14 protein-coding genes are annotated in these 16,430 nt (G+C 74.6%); 5 read left to right on the top strand and 9 right to left on the bottom strand.

All coding sequences use genetic code 11. The annotated features are described in order from the left end of the window. Nucleotides 1–81: 81 nt before the first annotated feature. The gene (locus FLM69_RS09275; protein WP_141843979.1) at nt 82–930 is read left to right on the top strand and encodes an HAD-IIB family hydrolase; all 849 of its coding nucleotides are present in this window, start codon (nt 82–84) and stop codon (nt 928–930) included. A 20-nt stretch (nt 931–950) separates the two neighbouring features. On the opposite strand, the gene FLM69_RS09280 is transcribed toward FLM69_RS09275, so the two are convergent. The 6 genes from FLM69_RS09280 to FLM69_RS09305 form a co-directional block, all read right to left on the bottom strand. Next, complete coding sequence (locus FLM69_RS09280; protein ID WP_141843981.1) at nt 951–1,499, bottom strand: NYN domain-containing protein; 549 nt, start codon at nt 1,497–1,499, stop codon at nt 951–953. Nucleotides 1,500–1,532: 33 nt separating this feature from the next. Continuing rightward, the gene (locus tag FLM69_RS09285) at nt 1,533–2,624 is read right to left on the bottom strand and encodes a hypothetical protein (RefSeq protein WP_141843983.1); all 1,092 of its coding nucleotides are present in this window, start codon (nt 2,622–2,624) and stop codon (nt 1,533–1,535) included. A gap of 22 nt (nt 2,625–2,646) precedes the next feature. Then, nucleotides 2,647–4,149, bottom strand: coding sequence for an amino acid permease (locus FLM69_RS09290; protein WP_141843984.1), 1,503 nt, complete (start codon nt 4,147–4,149; stop codon nt 2,647–2,649). 100 nt (nt 4,150–4,249) lie between these two features. Further along, complete coding sequence (locus FLM69_RS09295; protein ID WP_036380765.1) at nt 4,250–5,323, bottom strand: low specificity L-threonine aldolase; 1,074 nt, start codon at nt 5,321–5,323, stop codon at nt 4,250–4,252. Between the two features lie 5 nt (nt 5,324–5,328). Further along, entirely contained in the window at nt 5,329–6,003 is a 675-nt protein-coding gene (locus FLM69_RS09300) for an SDR family oxidoreductase (RefSeq protein ID WP_036380768.1), read from the bottom strand. A 3-nt stretch (nt 6,004–6,006) separates the two neighbouring features. Continuing rightward, on the bottom strand, nt 6,007–7,437 hold the full coding sequence (locus FLM69_RS09305) for a DUF6421 family protein (RefSeq protein ID WP_141843986.1): 1,431 nt from the start codon (nt 7,435–7,437) through the stop codon (nt 6,007–6,009). A gap of 123 nt (nt 7,438–7,560) precedes the next feature. Here FLM69_RS09305 and FLM69_RS09310 point away from each other — a divergent pair, with 123 nt between their 5' ends. Both FLM69_RS09310 and FLM69_RS09315 read left to right on the top strand, forming a co-directional pair. Continuing rightward, entirely contained in the window at nt 7,561–8,019 is a 459-nt protein-coding gene (locus tag FLM69_RS09310; RefSeq protein ID WP_134417070.1) for an Lrp/AsnC family transcriptional regulator, read from the top strand. Nucleotides 8,020–8,150: 131 nt separating this feature from the next. Continuing rightward, the gene (locus FLM69_RS09315; RefSeq protein WP_134417071.1) at nt 8,151–8,990 is read left to right on the top strand and encodes a glycerophosphodiester phosphodiesterase; all 840 of its coding nucleotides are present in this window, start codon (nt 8,151–8,153) and stop codon (nt 8,988–8,990) included. Between the two features lie 10 nt (nt 8,991–9,000). On the opposite strand, the gene FLM69_RS09320 is transcribed toward FLM69_RS09315, so the two are convergent. The 3 genes from FLM69_RS09320 to FLM69_RS09330 form a co-directional block, all read right to left on the bottom strand. After that, the gene (locus FLM69_RS09320; protein WP_141843988.1) at nt 9,001–10,506 is read right to left on the bottom strand and encodes an aldehyde dehydrogenase family protein; all 1,506 of its coding nucleotides are present in this window, start codon (nt 10,504–10,506) and stop codon (nt 9,001–9,003) included. 207 nt (nt 10,507–10,713) lie between these two features. Then, nucleotides 10,714–12,432 carry a phosphoglucomutase (alpha-D-glucose-1,6-bisphosphate-dependent) gene (pgm, locus tag FLM69_RS09325; RefSeq protein WP_036380774.1) on the bottom strand — a complete coding sequence of 573 codons (1,719 nt, stop codon included), beginning with the start codon at nt 12,430–12,432 and terminating at the stop codon, nt 10,714–10,716. Between the two features lie 67 nt (nt 12,433–12,499). Continuing rightward, nucleotides 12,500–12,928: a Fur family transcriptional regulator gene (locus tag FLM69_RS09330; RefSeq protein ID WP_002858246.1), complete on the bottom strand. Its 429-nt coding sequence runs from the start codon at nt 12,926–12,928 to the stop codon at nt 12,500–12,502. A gap of 161 nt (nt 12,929–13,089) precedes the next feature. On the opposite strand from FLM69_RS09330, the gene FLM69_RS09335 reads away from it, so the two are divergent. Both FLM69_RS09335 and FLM69_RS09340 read left to right on the top strand, forming a co-directional pair. After that, nucleotides 13,090–14,208, top strand: coding sequence for a hypothetical protein (locus FLM69_RS09335; protein WP_063189163.1), 1,119 nt, complete (start codon nt 13,090–13,092; stop codon nt 14,206–14,208). Beyond that, on the top strand, nt 14,205–16,328 hold the full coding sequence (locus FLM69_RS09340) for a PIG-L family deacetylase (protein ID WP_063189192.1): 2,124 nt from the start codon (nt 14,205–14,207) through the stop codon (nt 16,326–16,328). The genes FLM69_RS09335 and FLM69_RS09340 overlap by 4 nt, the downstream gene beginning before the upstream one ends. Nucleotides 16,329–16,430 lie beyond the last annotated feature (102 nt).

The following is a 16,430-nucleotide window of genomic DNA, read 5'->3' on the forward strand; positions in this document are numbered from 1 at the left end:
AATGGGGCCCAGAGATCCCTCCACTTATGTGAGTGTTGGCAGCGTCAGATGTGTAGAGGAGCCGGGGCCTAGACTGGGCGCATGCCCGCCCTGCCCCTGCCCTCGCGCCGTCCGCGGATGATCGCGACGGACCTGGACGGCACCATCATCGGGTACCGGCACACGCGTTCGGGGCGCCTGAGCCCGCGCACCATCGCGGCGCTGCGGGACGCCCGCGACGCCGGCGTCGAGGTGGTGTTCGTGACCGGCCGTCCCCTCCGCTGGCTCGGCCCGCTGAGCGCGCAGCTCGGTCCCGTCGGACCGGTGATCTGCTCCAACGGCGCCGTCGTCGTGGACACCGCCACGGACGACGTCCTGATCGCCCACCCCATGCCCGTCGAGGCCGTGTGGACTGCCACGGACCGGCTGCGCGCCCTGGACCGCACCGTGTCCTTCGGCGCCGAGACCCTCGAGGGCTTCTTCTGGGAGCACGCGTTCTCCGAGCGCGCCGAGTTCCGGGCCGAGGTCCACGCGGCGGCCACGCTCGAGGCCGCGCTGCCGGGTCGGCTGGGCGTGGTGAAGCTGATGGCCCGCTCGGACACCCTGGCCCCGGACGCCTTCCTCGCCACGGCCCGCGCCGAGCTGGACGAGCTCGTGAGCGCCACGCACTCCGCGCCCGGCATCGCGCTCGTGGAGATGTCCGCGCCGGGCGTGCACAAGGCCGCGACCCTCGCTGAGTTCGCCGCGAGCCGGGGGGTCGCGCCGGCCGACGTCGTCGCGTTCGGGGACATGCCCAACGACCTGGAGATGCTCCAGTGGGCCGGTCTCGGCCTGGCCGTGGCCTCGGGCCACCCGTCGCTGCTGGCCGCGGCGGACGGCGTGGTCGGGGCGTGCGACGACGACGGGGTGGCCGCCACCGTCGAACGCCTGCTGGAGCTGCCCGCGGACTGAGCCGCGGGCCGCCCCGGCGGTCAGAGGAACTCGTACGGGTCGAACGCCTCGACGTCGATCACGCGCAGGCGCGGCAGGGCCGAGTCGAACGCGCCCACCGCGTGCTCCAGGTCGAAGAACTCGACCCCGGGGATGCGGCGCAGCTCGTGGGAGAGGAACTCCTCGAAGCCCACGATCCCGGTGCGTCGGCCCGGCGTGGCCGCGAGGTCGGTGAGCTGGGGGGCGAAGTCGGAGTCGTGGCTGACGAGGACGACGTCGTCCTCCCGGCCCAGCAGCGCCTCCGCGGTGCGCTGGATGCCGATGTCCACGACCTTGCCCTCGCCGCGCAGCATGATCGGCTGGAAGCCGAGGGCGGTGAGCGCCTGGACGAACGGGATGGGGATCTCGCCGTCGATGGCGAGGAAGAACAGGCCCTTGACCGGCTGGTCCCAGCGGTCCTCGAGGTAGCCGAGCAGGCGCTTCCAGCGTGGCCGCTCGTCGGGCTGGGGGCGCCGCTGCAGGATGGACGTGCCGAGGGTGGCGTCGATGTTCTCGCCGTCGATCAGCAGGTAGGTGGTTCGCTCGCTCACGCTCTCGAGGCTACCCGCTGGGATGGACGTCGGTCAGCGCGCGCGGTCGAACGGGGCCGTCAGCAGGCGGACGACGCCCTCCAGCGGCCCCGCGCGGAACGGGCCGACGCGCACGACGGCCCGCCACAGCAGCGGCAGCAGCAGCGCGCCGACGACCAGCACGGCCAGGTTGAACCACGTGTCGTCCGTGCCCGTGGCGCTGCGCCACGGCCCGGGTCCGAGCCCCCGCACCCAGCCGAGGTACCACAGGTGCGCCACGTACACGGACAGCGTCATCGCGCCGGGCACGGCCAGCAGCCCGGCCCACCGCGGCGCCAGGGCCGCGCACCCGCCGAGCACGGTCAGCACGAGGCCCGTGTCCAGCAGGGCCTCCGCGGGGGTCGCCGTGTAGGGCACGGGGGCGGCGCCGGTCTGCGTCCGGGACAGGGCGAGCACGACGCCGGCCAGCGCGATCCCCCCGGCCGCCCAGGCGAGCCCCGTGAGCCGTGCGCGCCGGGCCGGGGCCGCCGTCGTCGTGCCGTGGACGGTGGCGACCAGCACCGCCCCCAGCAGCGCCCACGCGAGGAACAGGGGGAGACGGTACGGGCCGTCCGTGAGGAACGCGGAGACCCACGGGGTCAGCGTCGCGCGGCTCAGCCCGAGCGCCTGCGCGGCGGGGAGGAGCCGGTCGACGACGTCGGCCGTCGGTGTGGCGGCGAGCAGGAGGCCGCCTCCGCCGGCCAGGACGGCGAGCACGAGGTGCGCGGCGAGGGGGAGGGCGGCCAGCAGTGCCATGAGCACCGTGAGCACAGCCAGGTGCGCCAGCACGTTCACGACGGCCGCCCCGAAGAGCCCGGTCAGCCACGCCGCCCCGCACAGGGCGGCCGCCCGCACAAGCGCGCGGGGCACGGCCCGGCCACGGCCCAGCCACTCCGCCTCGAGGCGCGCGCCCACGCCCACGAGCGCCGCGAACAGGGGCGCGGTGAGGTGCTCGGAGAGGTGGAGCACCCCACCCGGGCCGCCGGCGGGCGCCGTGTGGGCGACCATCATCGCGACCAGGGCCAGGCCGCGCGCGACGTCCACCCAGACCAGGCGGCCCCGGGCGGTGTGGGTGGCGGCGGGAGCGTGGGAGGAGGGGGCGGGCACGGCGACCTCCGAGGTGGGGGACTCAGTCCAGGACGCGGGTGAGGTCGGCGTCCTCGTAGCGGACCGGCTTCGAGCCGGTGACGAGCTTGTGGCCGAGCCACAGCGCGAGGAACAGGGGCAGGCCGATGTACGCGCTGGCCACGGCCACGAGGTCCACGTCGCCCATGAACGCCTGGTAGTTCTGGCCGAGGATCACGACGGCGCACATGACCAGCGCGACGATCGGGCCCAGGGGGAACAGGAAGGCGCGGTAGGGCAGGTCCTTCGGGTCGTGGCCCTGCGCGACGTAGGCCCGCCGGAACCGGTAGTGGCTCCAGGCGATGCCCATCCACACGATGAACCCGGCCAGGCCCGAGGCGGAGACGAGCCACACGTAGGCGGCGCCGTCCCCGATGAACGTGGTCAGGAAGCACGCCGCGCCCACCGCGGTGGTGGCGTAGAGGGCGTTCATGGGCACGCCGCGCCGGTTCACCTTCGCCAGGAAGCGCGGGGCCTTGCCGGAGTCGGCCAGGGCCCAGAGCATGCGGGTGGAGGCGTACAGGCCCGAGTTGCCCGCGGAGAGGATGGCCGTGAGGATCACGGCGTTCATCACGGAGGCGGCGGCGAGCACGCCCGCGTTCTCGAAGACGAGCGTGAACGGGGAGATCGAGATGTCCTCGACGTCGCTGCCCAGCAGGTGGGGGCTGGTGTAGGGGATGAGGAAGCCGACGACGGTGATCGCGCCGACGTAGAAGAGCAGGATGCGCACGAACACGGTGCGGATCGCCTTGGGCACGTTCTTCTCCGGGTCCTCGGCCTCGCCCGCGGCCACGCCGACCAGCTCGGTGCCCTGGAAGGAGAAGCCGGCCACCATGAAGATCGCCAGGATGCCGGCGCCGCCGCCCACGAAGGGGGCCTCGCCGTCCGTCCAGTTGTGGAAGCCGGGGGAGGAGCCGCCGAGGATGCCGACGATCATCAGGACGCCGAGCACCAGGAAGATCACCACGGTGGCGACTTTGATGAGCGAGAACCAGAACTCGCTCTCGCCGTAGGCGCGCGTGGAGAGGGCGTTGAGGCCGAAGAGCAGCACGAGGAAGGTCGCGGACCAGATCCACGAGGGCACGTCCGGGAGCCAGTACCGCATGATCAGGGCCGCCGCGACGAGCTCGGCGGCCACCGTGATCGCCCAGTTGTACCAGTAGTTCCAGCCGATGGCGAAGCCGAACGAGGGGCTCACGAAGCGGGTCGAGTACTCCTCGAACGCGCCGGAGACCGGCAGGTACGTGGACATCTCGCCGAGCGACTGCATCAGCAGGAACACCATGAAGCCGATGGCCACGTAGGCCGCAAGGGCGCCACCGGGGCCGGCGGTCGCGATGGTGTTGCCCGAGGCCACGAACAGGCCCGTGCCGATGGCGCCGCCCATCGCGATCATCGTCAGGTGCCGGGATTTGAGGGTGCGCCGCAGGGAGCCGCCCTCGGGGGTGATGTGGGCGGCGGAGGCGGGCGGCGTCGACGGGGACGTCCGGGGTGCGCTGGTGTCCACGGTGGCCTTTCGGTGGAGGAGCGGTCGGACGCGCGTCGAAGGCCGCGGCGTCCCACCCTGCTGCACGGTGGTAGAAGGGTATCCCGGCCGGGCGCGTCCGTCAGACGGCGGGGACGAGTTCGGCGCGCAGCGCCGCCGTGAACGCGTCCACGTCCTCCTCGGTCGTGTCGAAGCCGCACACCCAGCGCACCTCGCGGCGCGCCGCGTCCCAGTCGTAGAACCGGAAGCGGGCGCGCAGCCGGTCGGCCACGCCCTCGGGCAGGACGGCGAACACGGCGTTGGCGTCCGTGGCCTGCGTGAACTCGACGCCGGCCAGCGAGCCGTCGGCGACCCCCGCCTCGATGCCGGCGCGCAGCCGGGCGGCCATGGCGTTGGCGTGGCGGGCGGAGCGCAGGTACAGGTCGCCGTCGAACAGGGCGAGCAGCTGCGCCGAGATGAAGCGCATCTTCGAGGCCAGCTGCATCTGGTTCTTGCGCAGGTACACGAGGCCGTCCGCGGCGTCCGGGTCGAGCACGACGACGGCCTCGGCCAGCAGCGCCCCGTTCTTGGTGCCGCCGAGGGAGAGCACGTCCACGCCGACGTCGGTGGTGAAGGCGCGCAGCGGCAGGCCCAGGGAGGCCGCGGCATTGGCGATGCGGGCGCCGTCCATGTAGACGCGCATCCCGTGCTCGTGGGCGTAGTCCGTGATGGCCTTGACCTCCTCCGGGGTGTAGACCGTGCCGAGCTCGGTGGACTGGGTGAGGTAGACGACCAGGGGCTGGGCACGGTGCTCGTCGCCCCAGCCCCACGCCTCGGCGGCGATCAGCTCGGGGGTGAGCTTGCCGTCGTCGGTGGCCACGGGCAGCAGCTTGATGCCGGCGGACTTCTCGGGCGCGCCGCCCTCGTCCACGTGGATGTGCGCGGTGTCCGCGCAGATCACCGCGCCCCAGCGGGGCAGCATGGCCTGGAGCCCGACGACGTTCGCCCCGGTGCCGTTGAACATCGGCCACACGGTGGCGTCCTCGCCGAAGTGCTGGGCCACGACCTCCTGGAGGCGGGCCGTGTACACGTCCTCGCCGTAGGCGACCTGGTGGCCCCCGTTGGCCTCGGCGATCGCCGCGAGCACCTCCGGGTGGACGCCGGAGTAGTTGTCCGAGGCGAAGCCCCGCTCCTGCGGATCGTGGATCCTCTGCATGTCAGTTACGTTCCCTTCTCCTGGAGCGTGAGGACGGCGTCGTTCAGCGCGCCCGCCTCAGCCTTCCACAGTCGCGCGCACTCCTCGGCCAGCCGTTCCTCGAGCCCGGCGAGGGACTTCACGCGGAACACGACGGCCGCCGAGCGCAGCGGCGCCTCCGCGTCCCGGGCGGCCTTGGCCCAGCCCTGGGCCACCGCGCGGGTCCATGCCTCGCTCGCCGCCTTCACCGCGGTGTAGTTCGCGCCGCCGGCGAGCGGCCGGGTCACCGCCGTGGACGAGACGATCGCGAGGCGACCGGCGGACGAGGCCCGCAGGTCGTCGTCGAGGGCCCGGCTCACGTGCCGCAGCGCCGTGAACGAGGCCTCGAGGGCGCGGTAGTCCTCCTCGGACTGGCCGGCGAGGCCCCCGCCGCCGCGCCAGCCGCCCACCAGGTGGAGCAGGCCGTCGATCCGGGTGCCGCGGGCGTGCAGGTCCTCGACGAGGCCGCGGACGGCGGCCTCGTCCGTGAGGTCCAGGGCCGCGGTCTCGGCGCCGAGTGCGGCGAGGGGGGCGAGCTTCGCGGCGTCGCGCCCGGTCGCGACGACGTGCGCGCCGGCGTCGAGGAGCGTGCGCGTGACGGCCCGGCCCGAGGCGCTCGTGGCGCCCGCGATCAGGACGGCGCGGTCGGTCAGGGCGGCCACGGGTCAGGCGTCCGTGCCGCGGATCCCGGCGGTGGACTCGATGACGCCGCGCATCTTCTTCTCGAGGGCCTCGAAGAACATGGACAGCGGGAACTCGTCGTCGAGCACGAGGTCGGTGTAGCCCTTGGGCGGACCGGCGAGCACCTCGCGCGGCAGGCCCTGCGCCCACACGGAGGCCGGGTGCGGGGTGACCACGGAGGCGACGAGCTCGTAGGCCTGGAGCCAGTGCACGGTCTTGGGGCGGTCGATGGACTCCCAGTAGAGCGTGTCGATGGCGTCGCCCAGCTCGACGACGGCGTCGGCGAGCCGGTCCCAGTCCACGCTGAGCTCGACGTCGCGCCACTGGATCACGTCCTTGCGGTGCAGCCAGGCGAAGAGCAGCTGGCCGCCGAGGCCGTCGTAGTTGCGGACGCGGGAGCCGGTGAGGGCGAAGCGGAAGACGCGGTCGAAGAGGACGGCGTGCTGCACGAGCCCGGCGTGGCGGCGGGTCTGCTCCTCGAGCGCGGTGAGCTGCTCACCGGCGGCGGCGCGCGCCGTGAGGCGGCGCTCGATCGCCACGCACTCGCGGAAGGCGGTCATGTCGCAGCGCATCTCCTCGAGCGTGTAGAGGAAGAAGGGCATGCGCTGCTTGATCATGAACGGGTCGAAGGGCAGGTCGCCGCGCATGTGCGTGCGGTCGTGGATGAGGTCCCACATCACGAAGGTGCCCTCGGCGAGCTCCTGGCTGGAGAGCAGTTCGGCGAGCTCGGCCGGGAGCTCGAGCTGGGTGACCTCGGCGGCGGCGGTGACGACCCGGCGGAAGCGGGCGGCCTCGCGGTCCTGGAAGATGGCGCCCCACGTGAAGGTGGGGATCTCGCGCATGGCCACGGTCTCGGGGAAGAGCACGGCGGAGTTCGTGTCGTAGCCGGGGGTGAAGTCGATCAGGCGCAGGGAGAGGAAGAGGCGGTTGCCGTAGTCGCCGGCCTCCAGTGCGGCGATGAACTCGGGCCAGATGGTCTCGACGACGAGGGCCTCCACGTGCCGGTCGGGGGAGCCGTTCTGCATGTACATCGGGAAGACCACGAGGTGCCGGACGCCGTCGACACGGTGGTCCTGCGGCTGGAAGGCGACGAGGGAGTCCAGGAAGTCGGGCTCGGCGAAGCCGCCGTCGGCCCAGCGGGCGAAGTCGCGGGGCAGGGTGGCGAGGTAGGCGGCGTCGTGCGGGAAGAGCGGGGCGAGCTCCTCGACGGCGGCGACGATGGTCTCCACGTGCTCACGCGCGGCGGCGTGGTCCGCGGGGTCCGGGATGGAGCCGTCCTTGACCTGCAGGGGCTGGAGGGCGGTGGCGGCGGCCTTGAGGCGGAGCCAGGCCGGGTGGGTCTCGACGGTGCGCGCGTCGGCCGGGGTCTCCGGAACGACGACGTCGGTCCGGGCGGGCTGCAGAGTGGTGGACATGGAACCCTCCTGAGGTCGAATCGCCGGAAAATATCCGGTGAGGCGGATCACTTGCCGGAAGGGTTCCATGAGGGCACGGGGCTGTCAACCCGGCGGCCGGGGCCGGCTGATAGCGTGCGGCGCATGGACGACCCTGTCGACGCGCGGCTCGCGGCCGCCGTCTCCCATGACCCGCGCGCCACGCTCGCCCAGCTCTCCGAGCGGGTCGGCCTCTCGACCTCCGCGGTGCAGGCGCGCCTGCGCCGGCTCGAGAGCACGGGCGTGATCACGGGCTACCGTGCGCTGCTCGACCCCGAGGCCGTGGGCAGGCCGCTCTCCGCGTTCATCGAGATCAGCCCGCTGGACCCGCGCCAGCCCGACGACGCCCCCGAGCTCCTCGAGTCCATCGCGGCGATCGAGGCATGCCACTCCGTGGCCGGCGACGCCGCGTACATGCTCTTCGTCCGCGTCGGCTCCCCGCGGGAGCTCGAGGCGCTGGTGACGGAGATCCGCCAGACGGCGTCGGTGTCCACCCGGACCACCGTGGTGCTGCAGACCTTCTACGAGCACCGTCCCATGCTGGAGCTCCCGGTCGAGGACTGAGGGCGGGCGCGTCGGCCCCACCTGTCACGTGAGTGGTCGGAATGAGGGCCGATCTGACGCTCATTCCGACCTCTCGCGTTCCCGGCTGCGGAAGCGGGCACCCCGCCGCCCGTCCCCGCTACGGTGATCCCGTGCGTCCGACCTCGCCCCGTCCCGCCCCCGCCTACCTCACCGACTCCGTCCCCGCCCGTCGCGGCCACCCGCTGGGGTTCGCGCACCGGGGCGCCGCCGTCGACCGGGAGAACTCCCTGGCCGCGTTCCGCGCGGCCTGGGAGGCCGGGTTCACCTACCTCGAGCTGGATGTGCGCACCACGGCGGACGGCGAGCTCGTCGTGTTCCACGACGAGACCCTGGACCGCGTCAGCACGGGCCGCGGGCGGCTGCGCGACCACACGTGGGAGCGGCTGGCGGACGTCACGGTCGGCGGGGAGCCGCTGCTGCACTTCACCGAGCTGCTCACGGCACTCCCCGGAGCCCGCCTCAACGTGGACCTCAAGGACCGCGCGTCGGCCCCGGCCCTGGCCCGCATCCTCGCCGAGCACGGCGCCTGGGACCGCGTGCTCGTCGCCTCATTCCACGACTCGCGGCGCCGCCTCTTCCGGCGCGCCCTCGCCCGCCTCGGCCACCCCGAGCGGGCGTACGGGCCGGCGCGGGTGGCGACGTCGGGCGGGGCGGCCGCCATCGCGGCGCTCGTGACGCTGGGTCCGCTGGGACTGACCCGCTGGCTGCGCCGGTACGCCCTCGACGTCGACTGCGTGCAGGTGCCCGTCCGGCACGGCCGCGTGCCCGTGGCCACCGCCGACTTCGTGCGGCGGTGCCACGCGGCGGGCCTGCCGGTGCACGTGTGGGTCGTGGACGAGCCCGCGGAGATCGAGCGCCTGCTCGACCTCGGCGTCGACGGCGTCATGACCGACCGCGCCGACGTCCTCGCGGAGGTCTACGACCGCCGCGGCTTCTGGCCGCAGCGCTGACCCCCACCCCTCAGAGCATCTTCGGCAGCAGCGCCCGCTTCATCCGCCCGTACGGCGGGTACGCGGTCTTGAGCGTGTCCACCTGGTCCGACTTCGTGATGGACGGGCGCAGGTGGGAGAACGTCTCGAACCCGTGGATGCCGTGGTACGCGCCCATCCCGGACGCGCCGATCCCGCCGAACGGCAGCGTCGCGATGCCGGCGTGCAGCAGGCCGACGTCGTAGCCGAGGCCACCGGCCTGCACCTGCTCGTCGAACGCCCGGTGGTAGCTCGGCCGGTCCGTGAACAGGTAGGCGGCCAGCGGGTGCGGGCGCTCCGCGATGAAGTCCAGGGCGTCCTGGAAGGTGTCCACGGTCAGCACGGGCAGGATCGGGCCGAACAGCTCCTCCTGCATGAGCGCGCCGTCCGGTTTGACGCCCGTCACCACGGTCGGCGCCATGTACCGCGCCGCCACATCCACGTCGCCGCCGACGAGCAGCTCGGCGCCGGCGTCGAGGTCCGCCTGGAGCATCTCCCGCAGCCGCTCCGCGTGCTCGGCGGAGATGAGCCGGCCGTAGTCCTTCGACGCGCGGGGGTCGTCGCCGTAGAACTCGCGCAGGGCGGCGGGGATCTCGGCGGTCACCTGGCGCAGCGCGGCCTCGCCGACGGCCAGCACGTAGTCCGGGGCCACGCACGTCTGGCCCGCGTTGGTGAACTTCGCCCATGCGATGCGGCGGGCCATCGCGCCCGTGTTCCGCGACGGCGTCACCACCGCCGGCGACTTGCCTCCCAGCTCGAGCGTCACGGGGGAGAGGGTCTTCGCCGCCGCCTCGTAGACGATCCGGCCCACGCGCTCCCCGCCGGTGTAGAGGATGTGGTCCCACGGCTCCGCCAGCAGCGCGGTGTTGCACTCCTTGCCGCCCGCCACCACGGAGACCAGCGCGGAGTCCAGGTACTGCGGCACCAGCTCCTGCAGCGCCGCCGCCGTGGCCGGGGCCTTCTCCGACGGGCTGAGCACCACCGTGTTGCCGGCCGCCAGCGCACCCACGACCGGGGCGAGCGCGAGCTGCACCGGGTAGTTCCACGCGCCGATGACCAGCACGAGACCCTTGGGCCGCGGCCTGACCTCCGCGCTCGCGGGCCGCAGGGCCAGCGGCAGCTTCACGGGCCGCGGTTCCATCCAGTCGGTCAGATGCAGCAGCGCGTGGTCCACCTCGGAGCGCACCGAGACGATCTCCGTGATCAGCGCCTCGGTGGCCGGCTTGCCCAGGTCCGTGCCGAGCGCCGCGACGAACCGGTCCGTGTGCTCGGTCAGCATCCGCTTCAGGCCCTTGAGCTGGCGCACCCGCACCGCGCGCGGGTGGGCGGCGCGGGAGCGGGCGGGGGCGCGCAGCCGCTCGACGGCGGCCCGCGGCTCCTCGGGTCGGGGCCCGGCCGGCGCGATCGGCAGGGCCTCGGTGGGCAACGGCTCGCGGACGGGATCGTCGTCGGGGGTGTCGGGGGAGCCGGTAGTCAGACCGGGGGGCTGCGTGCTCATGTCGGCCACGCTACCGAGCCGCCCTGTGCGGCGGCAGGGCGGGGCGCCGTCGTCGTCCTCCGGCCGCTGGTGCCGCCCCGACGGGCGCCACGGCGTTTTCGTTCGGGAAACGGCGCACGCGCCCCGCCATTTCCCGAACGAAAGCGGTGCGACACGCCGCCGTTTCGCGAACGAAAGCGGACGGGGGGAGGGGAGATGGGGCGGGGGTCAGCCGATGACCGCGTCCACCAGCCGCTGCGCCTCCGCCTGCACCTGCGTCAGGTGCTCGGGGCCGCGGAAGGACTCCGCGTAGATCTTGTAGACGTCCTCGGTGCCGGAGGGCCGCGCCGCGAACCACGCGTGCTGCGTGACCACCTTGAGCCCGCCGATCGGGGCGTCGTTGCCCGGGGCGTTGGTCAGCGTCGCGAGGATGGTCTCGCCGGCCAGCTCGGTCACGGGGACGTCGTCGGGGGAGAGGGTCTTCAGCTTCGCCTTCTGCTCGGCGGTCGCGGGGGCGTCGATGCGCGCGTACGCCGGGTCGCCGTGCAGGGCGACGAGGTCGCGGTACCGCTCGGACGGGGACTGGCCCGTCGCGGCGATGATCTCCGCGGCCAGCAGGCACAGCAGCAGCCCGTCCTTGTCGGTGGACCACGGGCTGCCGTCGAACTGCACGAAGGACGCGCCCGCGGACTCCTCGCCGCCGAACACGCCGGTGCCCGTCAGCAGGCCCGGCACGAACCACTTGAAGCCCACCGGCACCTCCACGAGCTCGCGGCCCAGGTCCCCGGCCACGCGGTCGATCATCGAGGAGCTCACCAGGGTCTTGCCCACGCCCGCGCTCTGGGGCCACTGCTGGCGGTGGCGGTACAGGTAGTCGATGGCCACGGCGAGGTAGTGGTTCGGGTTCATCAGCCCGCCGTCGGGGGTGACGATCCCGTGCCGGTCCGCGTCGGCGTCGTTGCCGGTGGCGACGTCGAAGGGCGCCTGCCCGTCCGCGTCCGGGGTCATCCGCTCGATCAGCGAGGCCATCGCGTTCGGCGACGAGCAGTCCATGCGGATCTTGCCGTCCCAGTCCAGGGTCATGAACCCGAACCGCGGGTCCACCTCCGGGTTCACCACGGTCAGATCCAGCCCGTGGCGGTCGGCGATCTCGCCCCAGTACGCCACGGACGCCCCGCCCATGGGGTCGGCGCCGATGCGCACGCCCGCCTCGCGGATCGCCTCCACGTCGATCACCTGCGGCAGATCGGACACGTACCGGTCCAGGAAGTCGAAGCCGCCCAGCTTCGCGTGGCCGGCGACGTCGGCGCTCGCCACCCGGTGCACGCCCGCCAGCCCGGCGGCGAGCAGCTCGTTGGCGCGGTCGGCGATCCACGTGGTCGCCTCGGTGTCCGCGGGGCCGCCGTGGGGTGGGTTGTACTTGAAGCCGCCGTCCGCGGGCGGGTTGTGCGAGGGGGTGATCACGAGGCCGTCCACGAGGCCGGCGTTGTCCCCGTCCACCGCGAAGCCCGACGGCGACAGCTCGCGCCCGGCGTTCAGGTGCAGGATCGCGTGGGAGACGGCGGGGGTGGGCGTGTAGCCGCCGCGGGAGTCGACGAGCACCTCGACGTCGTTGCCCAGCAGCACCTCGACGGCGGTGTCCTGCGCGGGCCCGGACAGGGCGTGCGTGTCCTTGCCGACGAGGACCGGCCCCGTGATCCCGTGGTGCGCGCGGTACTCGACCACGGCCTGCGTGATGGCGGCGATGTGGTCGTCGTTGAACGAGGTCGTGAACGCGGAGCCGCGGTGGCCGGAGGTGCCGAACACGACCTTCTGCGCCGGGTCCGTCACGTCCGGGTGACCGGTGTGGTACGCCTCCAGGAGGGCGTCGACGTCGATCAGGTCCTGCGGCAGGGCGGGGGTGCCGGGACGCTCGGCGGCGGGCAGGGCGGCGGTGTTCTCGGTCATGTGCCACACCTTGGCACGGGCGGGCGGACGGGGGAAGACGCGCGGCCCACCGGGGCGACGCCGGCGGTCACTCCCGGCAGCCGGCGCACAGCCCCCAGTAGTAGACCTCGGCCTCGTCGACCGCGAAGCCGTGGTCCTCGGGGGCGTCGAGGCACGGGGCGGAGCCGGTGCGGCACGGCACGTCGACGACCGTGCCGCAGCCGCGGCACACGAGGTGGTGGTGGTTGTCGCCCGTGCAGATCTCGTAGCGGGCCGGGGAGCCGGCGGGCTGCAGGGAGCGCACGAGCCCGGCCTCGGTGAGCGCGTGGAGGCAGTCGTAGACGGCCTGGTGCGAGGTGCCGGGCAGGGCCCGACGCACGGCGGCCAGCACGGTGGACGCGTCCGCGTGGGGGTGGTCGGCGAGGGCGGTCAGCACCGCCAGGCGGGGGCGGGTCACGCGCAGGCCGACGCCGCGCAGCAGCGTGCGCTCGTCCTCGTCCCGCGTCGTGGTCTCCATGCCGGTCGATCCCATCCGGTTCTCTGGAACATGTCAAGAAAGAGCGGGCCGCTTCGCCCCCGGCGCACCGGCCATTCCCCGCCGTGCCCGTGCTGACTACGGTGAATCCTCGACCCCGGGGCGCACCGGCCCGGGCGCCGTCGACGAGGAGGTCCCCACCCATGGCCCAGCCCGAGCCCGTCCGTCTCGTCCCGGGTGGAGCCGTGGACCGCCCGGCCGAGCAGGCCCTCCTCGCGGCCGCCGCGGCCTGCGACGGCGACGTCGATGCGATGGTCGAGCTGCTCCGTGCGGCGTCCGGCGCCCCGTCCGGCGAGGACGCCGCCCCGCTCGACCTGCCGCTGACCGGCGCGGGGCGCACCCGGGAGCAGTGGGAGCTGCTCGCCTCCGTCGCCGCGCAGGACCTCTCGGCCGCCCGCGTGCTCGAGCCCCATCTGGACGCGCTCTCGATCCTGTCCCAGGCCGGCGTCCCCGCCCCGGCCGGGCTGCTCGGCGTCTACGCCTCCGAGTCCGGCGGCCGCACCCCGGCCCTGCGCCCCGCCCCGGACGGCCCCGACACCGCCTGGCTGCTCGACGGCGAGAAGCCGTGGTGCTCGCTCGCGGACCGGTGCGCGGCCGCCGTCGTGACCGGCCGGGAGGCGGACGGCACCCGCCGCGCCGTGCTCGTGGACCTGTCCCACCCCGGCGTGGCCGAGACCGACTCGGCCTGGCCCGCGCTCGGCCTCGCCCCGATCCGCACGGTGGGCCTGGCCTTCGACGCCGTCCCCGGCAGCGCCGTCGGCGGCGCCGAGTGGTACCTGCGCCGGCCCGGCTTCGCGTGGGGCGGCATCGGCGTGGCGGCGGTGTGGTTCGGCGGCGCCGTCGGCATCGCCCGCACCCTGCGGAACGCCACCGCCGCCCGCGCGGCCGCCGAGGCCGAGGGCCGCGGACCGGGCCCGGACCAGATCGGCCAGGCGGCGCTCGGCCGCGTCGACCGGCTGCTCCACGCGATGGCCGCCCTGCTCGCCCGTGCCGCCGACGACGTGGACGCCGGCCGCCTGGACCACGGCCGCGGCATGGTCGAGGCCGACCGGATCCGCGGCACCGTGGCGCAGCTGTGCACCGAGGTGATGGACGTCGTCGGGCAGGCCACCGGCCCCGGCCCGCTCACCGGCAGCGCCGCGCACGCCCGCGCCGTCGCCGACCTGCAGGTCTACCTGCGTCAGCACCACGGACACCGCGACGACGCCCGGCTGGGCGGCGCGCTCCTGACCGGCGAGACCGACGGCGGCTGGACGTGGTGAGCTTCTCCCACACCGACGACGGCACGTCCGAGGCGGCCTGGGCCGAGGGCGGCGTCGGCGAGCTGCCGGAGCTGCGCCTGCCCGTCTGGGACGCGGAGACGCTGCTGCTCGTGGCCGTGGCGCACCCGGACGACGAGACCCTCGCCGCCACCGGCCTGATCCGCTCCGCCCTGCGCGACGGGGCGCGCGTGCACGTGCTGGTCGCCACCGCCGGCGAGGCCTCCCACCCGCACTCGCCCACGCACACGCCCGCGGACCTGGTCCGGCTGCGTCGGGACGAGATGGAGCACGCCCTCGACGCCCTCGCCGCCGGCCTGCCCGCCTCCGCAGGCCCCGGCTCCCCGGCGCGGGACCGGCTGACCTGGGCGTCCCTGGCCCTGCCCGACTCCGGCGTGGCCGAGCACGAGGACGCCGTGCGCGACGCCGTCGCCGCGGCCCTCGACGCCCACCCCGGCCCCGCCGTGCTCGCCTCCCACGACCCGGGCGACGGCCACGCGGACCACGAGGCCGTGGGCCGGGCCGTCGGCGCGGTCGCGGGCGAGTGCGACCTGCCGCTCTACGCCTTCCCCATCTGGTTCTGGCACTGGGCCGACCCGGCCGACCTGCCCGCCCGCCGCTACCGACGGCTGCCGCTCACCGACGACGACCGTGCCGCCCGCCGTGCCGCCCTCGACGCGCACGCCTCCCAGGTCCGGCCCCTCTCCGCCGCGCCCGGCGACGAGGCGATCCTGGGCCCCGCCGTGCTCGCCCACCACGAGCGCCCGTTCGAGGCCCACCGCGTCTCCGGCCCCGACGACGCCGACGCCCACCGGGCCGCCGCCGTCTTCGACCGGCTCTACCGGGCCCAGGAGGACCCGTGGCGTTACCTCAGCTCGTCGTACGAGGCCCGCAAGCGGGCGCTCACCCTCGCCGTCCTGCCCCGGCCCCGCTACGGGACCGTGGTCGAGGCGGGCGCGTCCATCGGCGTGCTCACCGCGGACGTGGCCGCGCGCGCGGACCGCGTGGTCGGCCTCGAAGCCTCCGGCACCGCTGTGGAGCGCGCCGCCGCCCGGCTGGCCGGCGCGCCGCACGCCGAGGTGCGCCGAGCCGTGCTGCCCGCGGACTGGCCCGCCGACGTCGCCGGCGCGGACCTCGTGATCGCCTCCGAGATCGGCTACTTCCTGCAGCCCGAGGAGCTCGACGCGCTGATCGACGACGCCGACGCCGCGCTCGCCCCCGGCGGTGAGCTGCTGCTGTGCCACTGGCGCCACCCCATCGAGGGCTGGCCGCTGGACGGGGACGCCGTGCACGCCCGCGTCGCCGCCGACCCGCGCTGGCGGCTGCGCACCGAGCTCGTGGAGGACGACTTCCGGCTCAGCCTCCACGTGCGGGCCGCCGCCGCGACCCACGCCGTCGTCGTGGTGCCCGCCAAGGACGAGCAGGAGCGGCTGCCGGCCGCGCTCGCGGCCCTCACCGCCGCCCTGGACCGCTGGGAGGAGCACCACGCGCAGGGCACGGCCGCGGTCGTGGTCGCCGCGGACCGCTGCGACGACGCCACGGTGGCCGCCGCCCTCGAGGCCCGCGCCGCCGACCCGCGCATCCACGTCCTCGAACTGGGGGAGCCGACCGCCGGGCAGGCCGGCGTCGGGCGGGCCCGCGTCGAGGGCGCCCGCCGGGCCCGCGCGCTGTTCCCCGACGTGCCCGCCGAGCGCCTCTGGCTCGCCTCCACCGACGCCGACAGCCGCGTCCCCGCCGACTGGCTGCTGGCGCAGACCGTGGCCGCCGGCCGCGACGAGGCGCTCGTGCTGGGCACGGTGGACGTGCGCCAGGGACCGCTGCGGCAGGCCTGGCTCCGCGGCTACCGGCACGAGGAGGGGCACGCGCACGTGCACGGGGCGAACCTGGGGCTGCCGTGGTCGCTCTACGAGGCCGTGGGCGGATTCCCGCCGGTGGCCGAGCACGAGGACGTCGGCCTGGCCGAGGCCGTGCGGGCCCTGGCGGGGGAGCGCGACGGCGGTGACGGCCGCCGGGTGCGCGTGATCGCCACCGACACCACCCGTGTGCTCACCTCGTCCCGCCTGGAGGGGCGGACCCCCGGCGGGTTCTCCGGGTACCTCAAGGCGGTGGGCCGGCCCGGGTGAGGCCGGCCGTGGAGCAGGGGTGGTCTCTTTTACCCATCTGACGCCGCCGCCGACCGCATAAGGGGAGACACCGGGGGGGGCCGCGTAGTTTCAACAAAAACA

The sequence above is a fragment of the Micrococcus sp. R8502A1 genome (genome assembly GCF_006704135.1).
Classification (GTDB): domain Bacteria; phylum Actinomycetota; class Actinomycetes; order Actinomycetales; family Micrococcaceae; genus Micrococcus; species Micrococcus luteus.

Excerpts from the sequence above, each read along its gene's own strand:
- FLM69_RS09305 (WP_141843986.1), bottom strand. The coding sequence starts at position 7,437 with ATGTCCACCACTCTGCAGCCCGCCCGGACCGACGTCGTCGTTCCGGAG.
- FLM69_RS09330 (WP_002858246.1), bottom strand. The coding sequence starts at position 12,928 with ATGGAGACCACGACGCGGGACGAGGACGAGCGCACGCTGCTGCGCGGC.
- FLM69_RS09320 (WP_141843988.1), bottom strand. The coding sequence starts at position 10,506 with ATGAGCACGCAGCCCCCCGGTCTGACTACCGGCTCCCCCGACACCCCC.
- FLM69_RS09335 (WP_063189163.1), top strand. The coding sequence starts at position 13,090 with ATGGCCCAGCCCGAGCCCGTCCGTCTCGTCCCGGGTGGAGCCGTGGAC.
- FLM69_RS09310 (WP_134417070.1), top strand. The coding sequence starts at position 7,561 with ATGGACGACCCTGTCGACGCGCGGCTCGCGGCCGCCGTCTCCCATGAC.
- pgm (WP_036380774.1), bottom strand. The coding sequence starts at position 12,432 with ATGACCGAGAACACCGCCGCCCTGCCCGCCGCCGAGCGTCCCGGCACC.
- FLM69_RS09275 (WP_141843979.1), top strand. The coding sequence starts at position 82 with ATGCCCGCCCTGCCCCTGCCCTCGCGCCGTCCGCGGATGATCGCGACG.
- FLM69_RS09295 (WP_036380765.1), bottom strand. The coding sequence starts at position 5,323 with ATGCAGAGGATCCACGATCCGCAGGAGCGGGGCTTCGCCTCGGACAAC.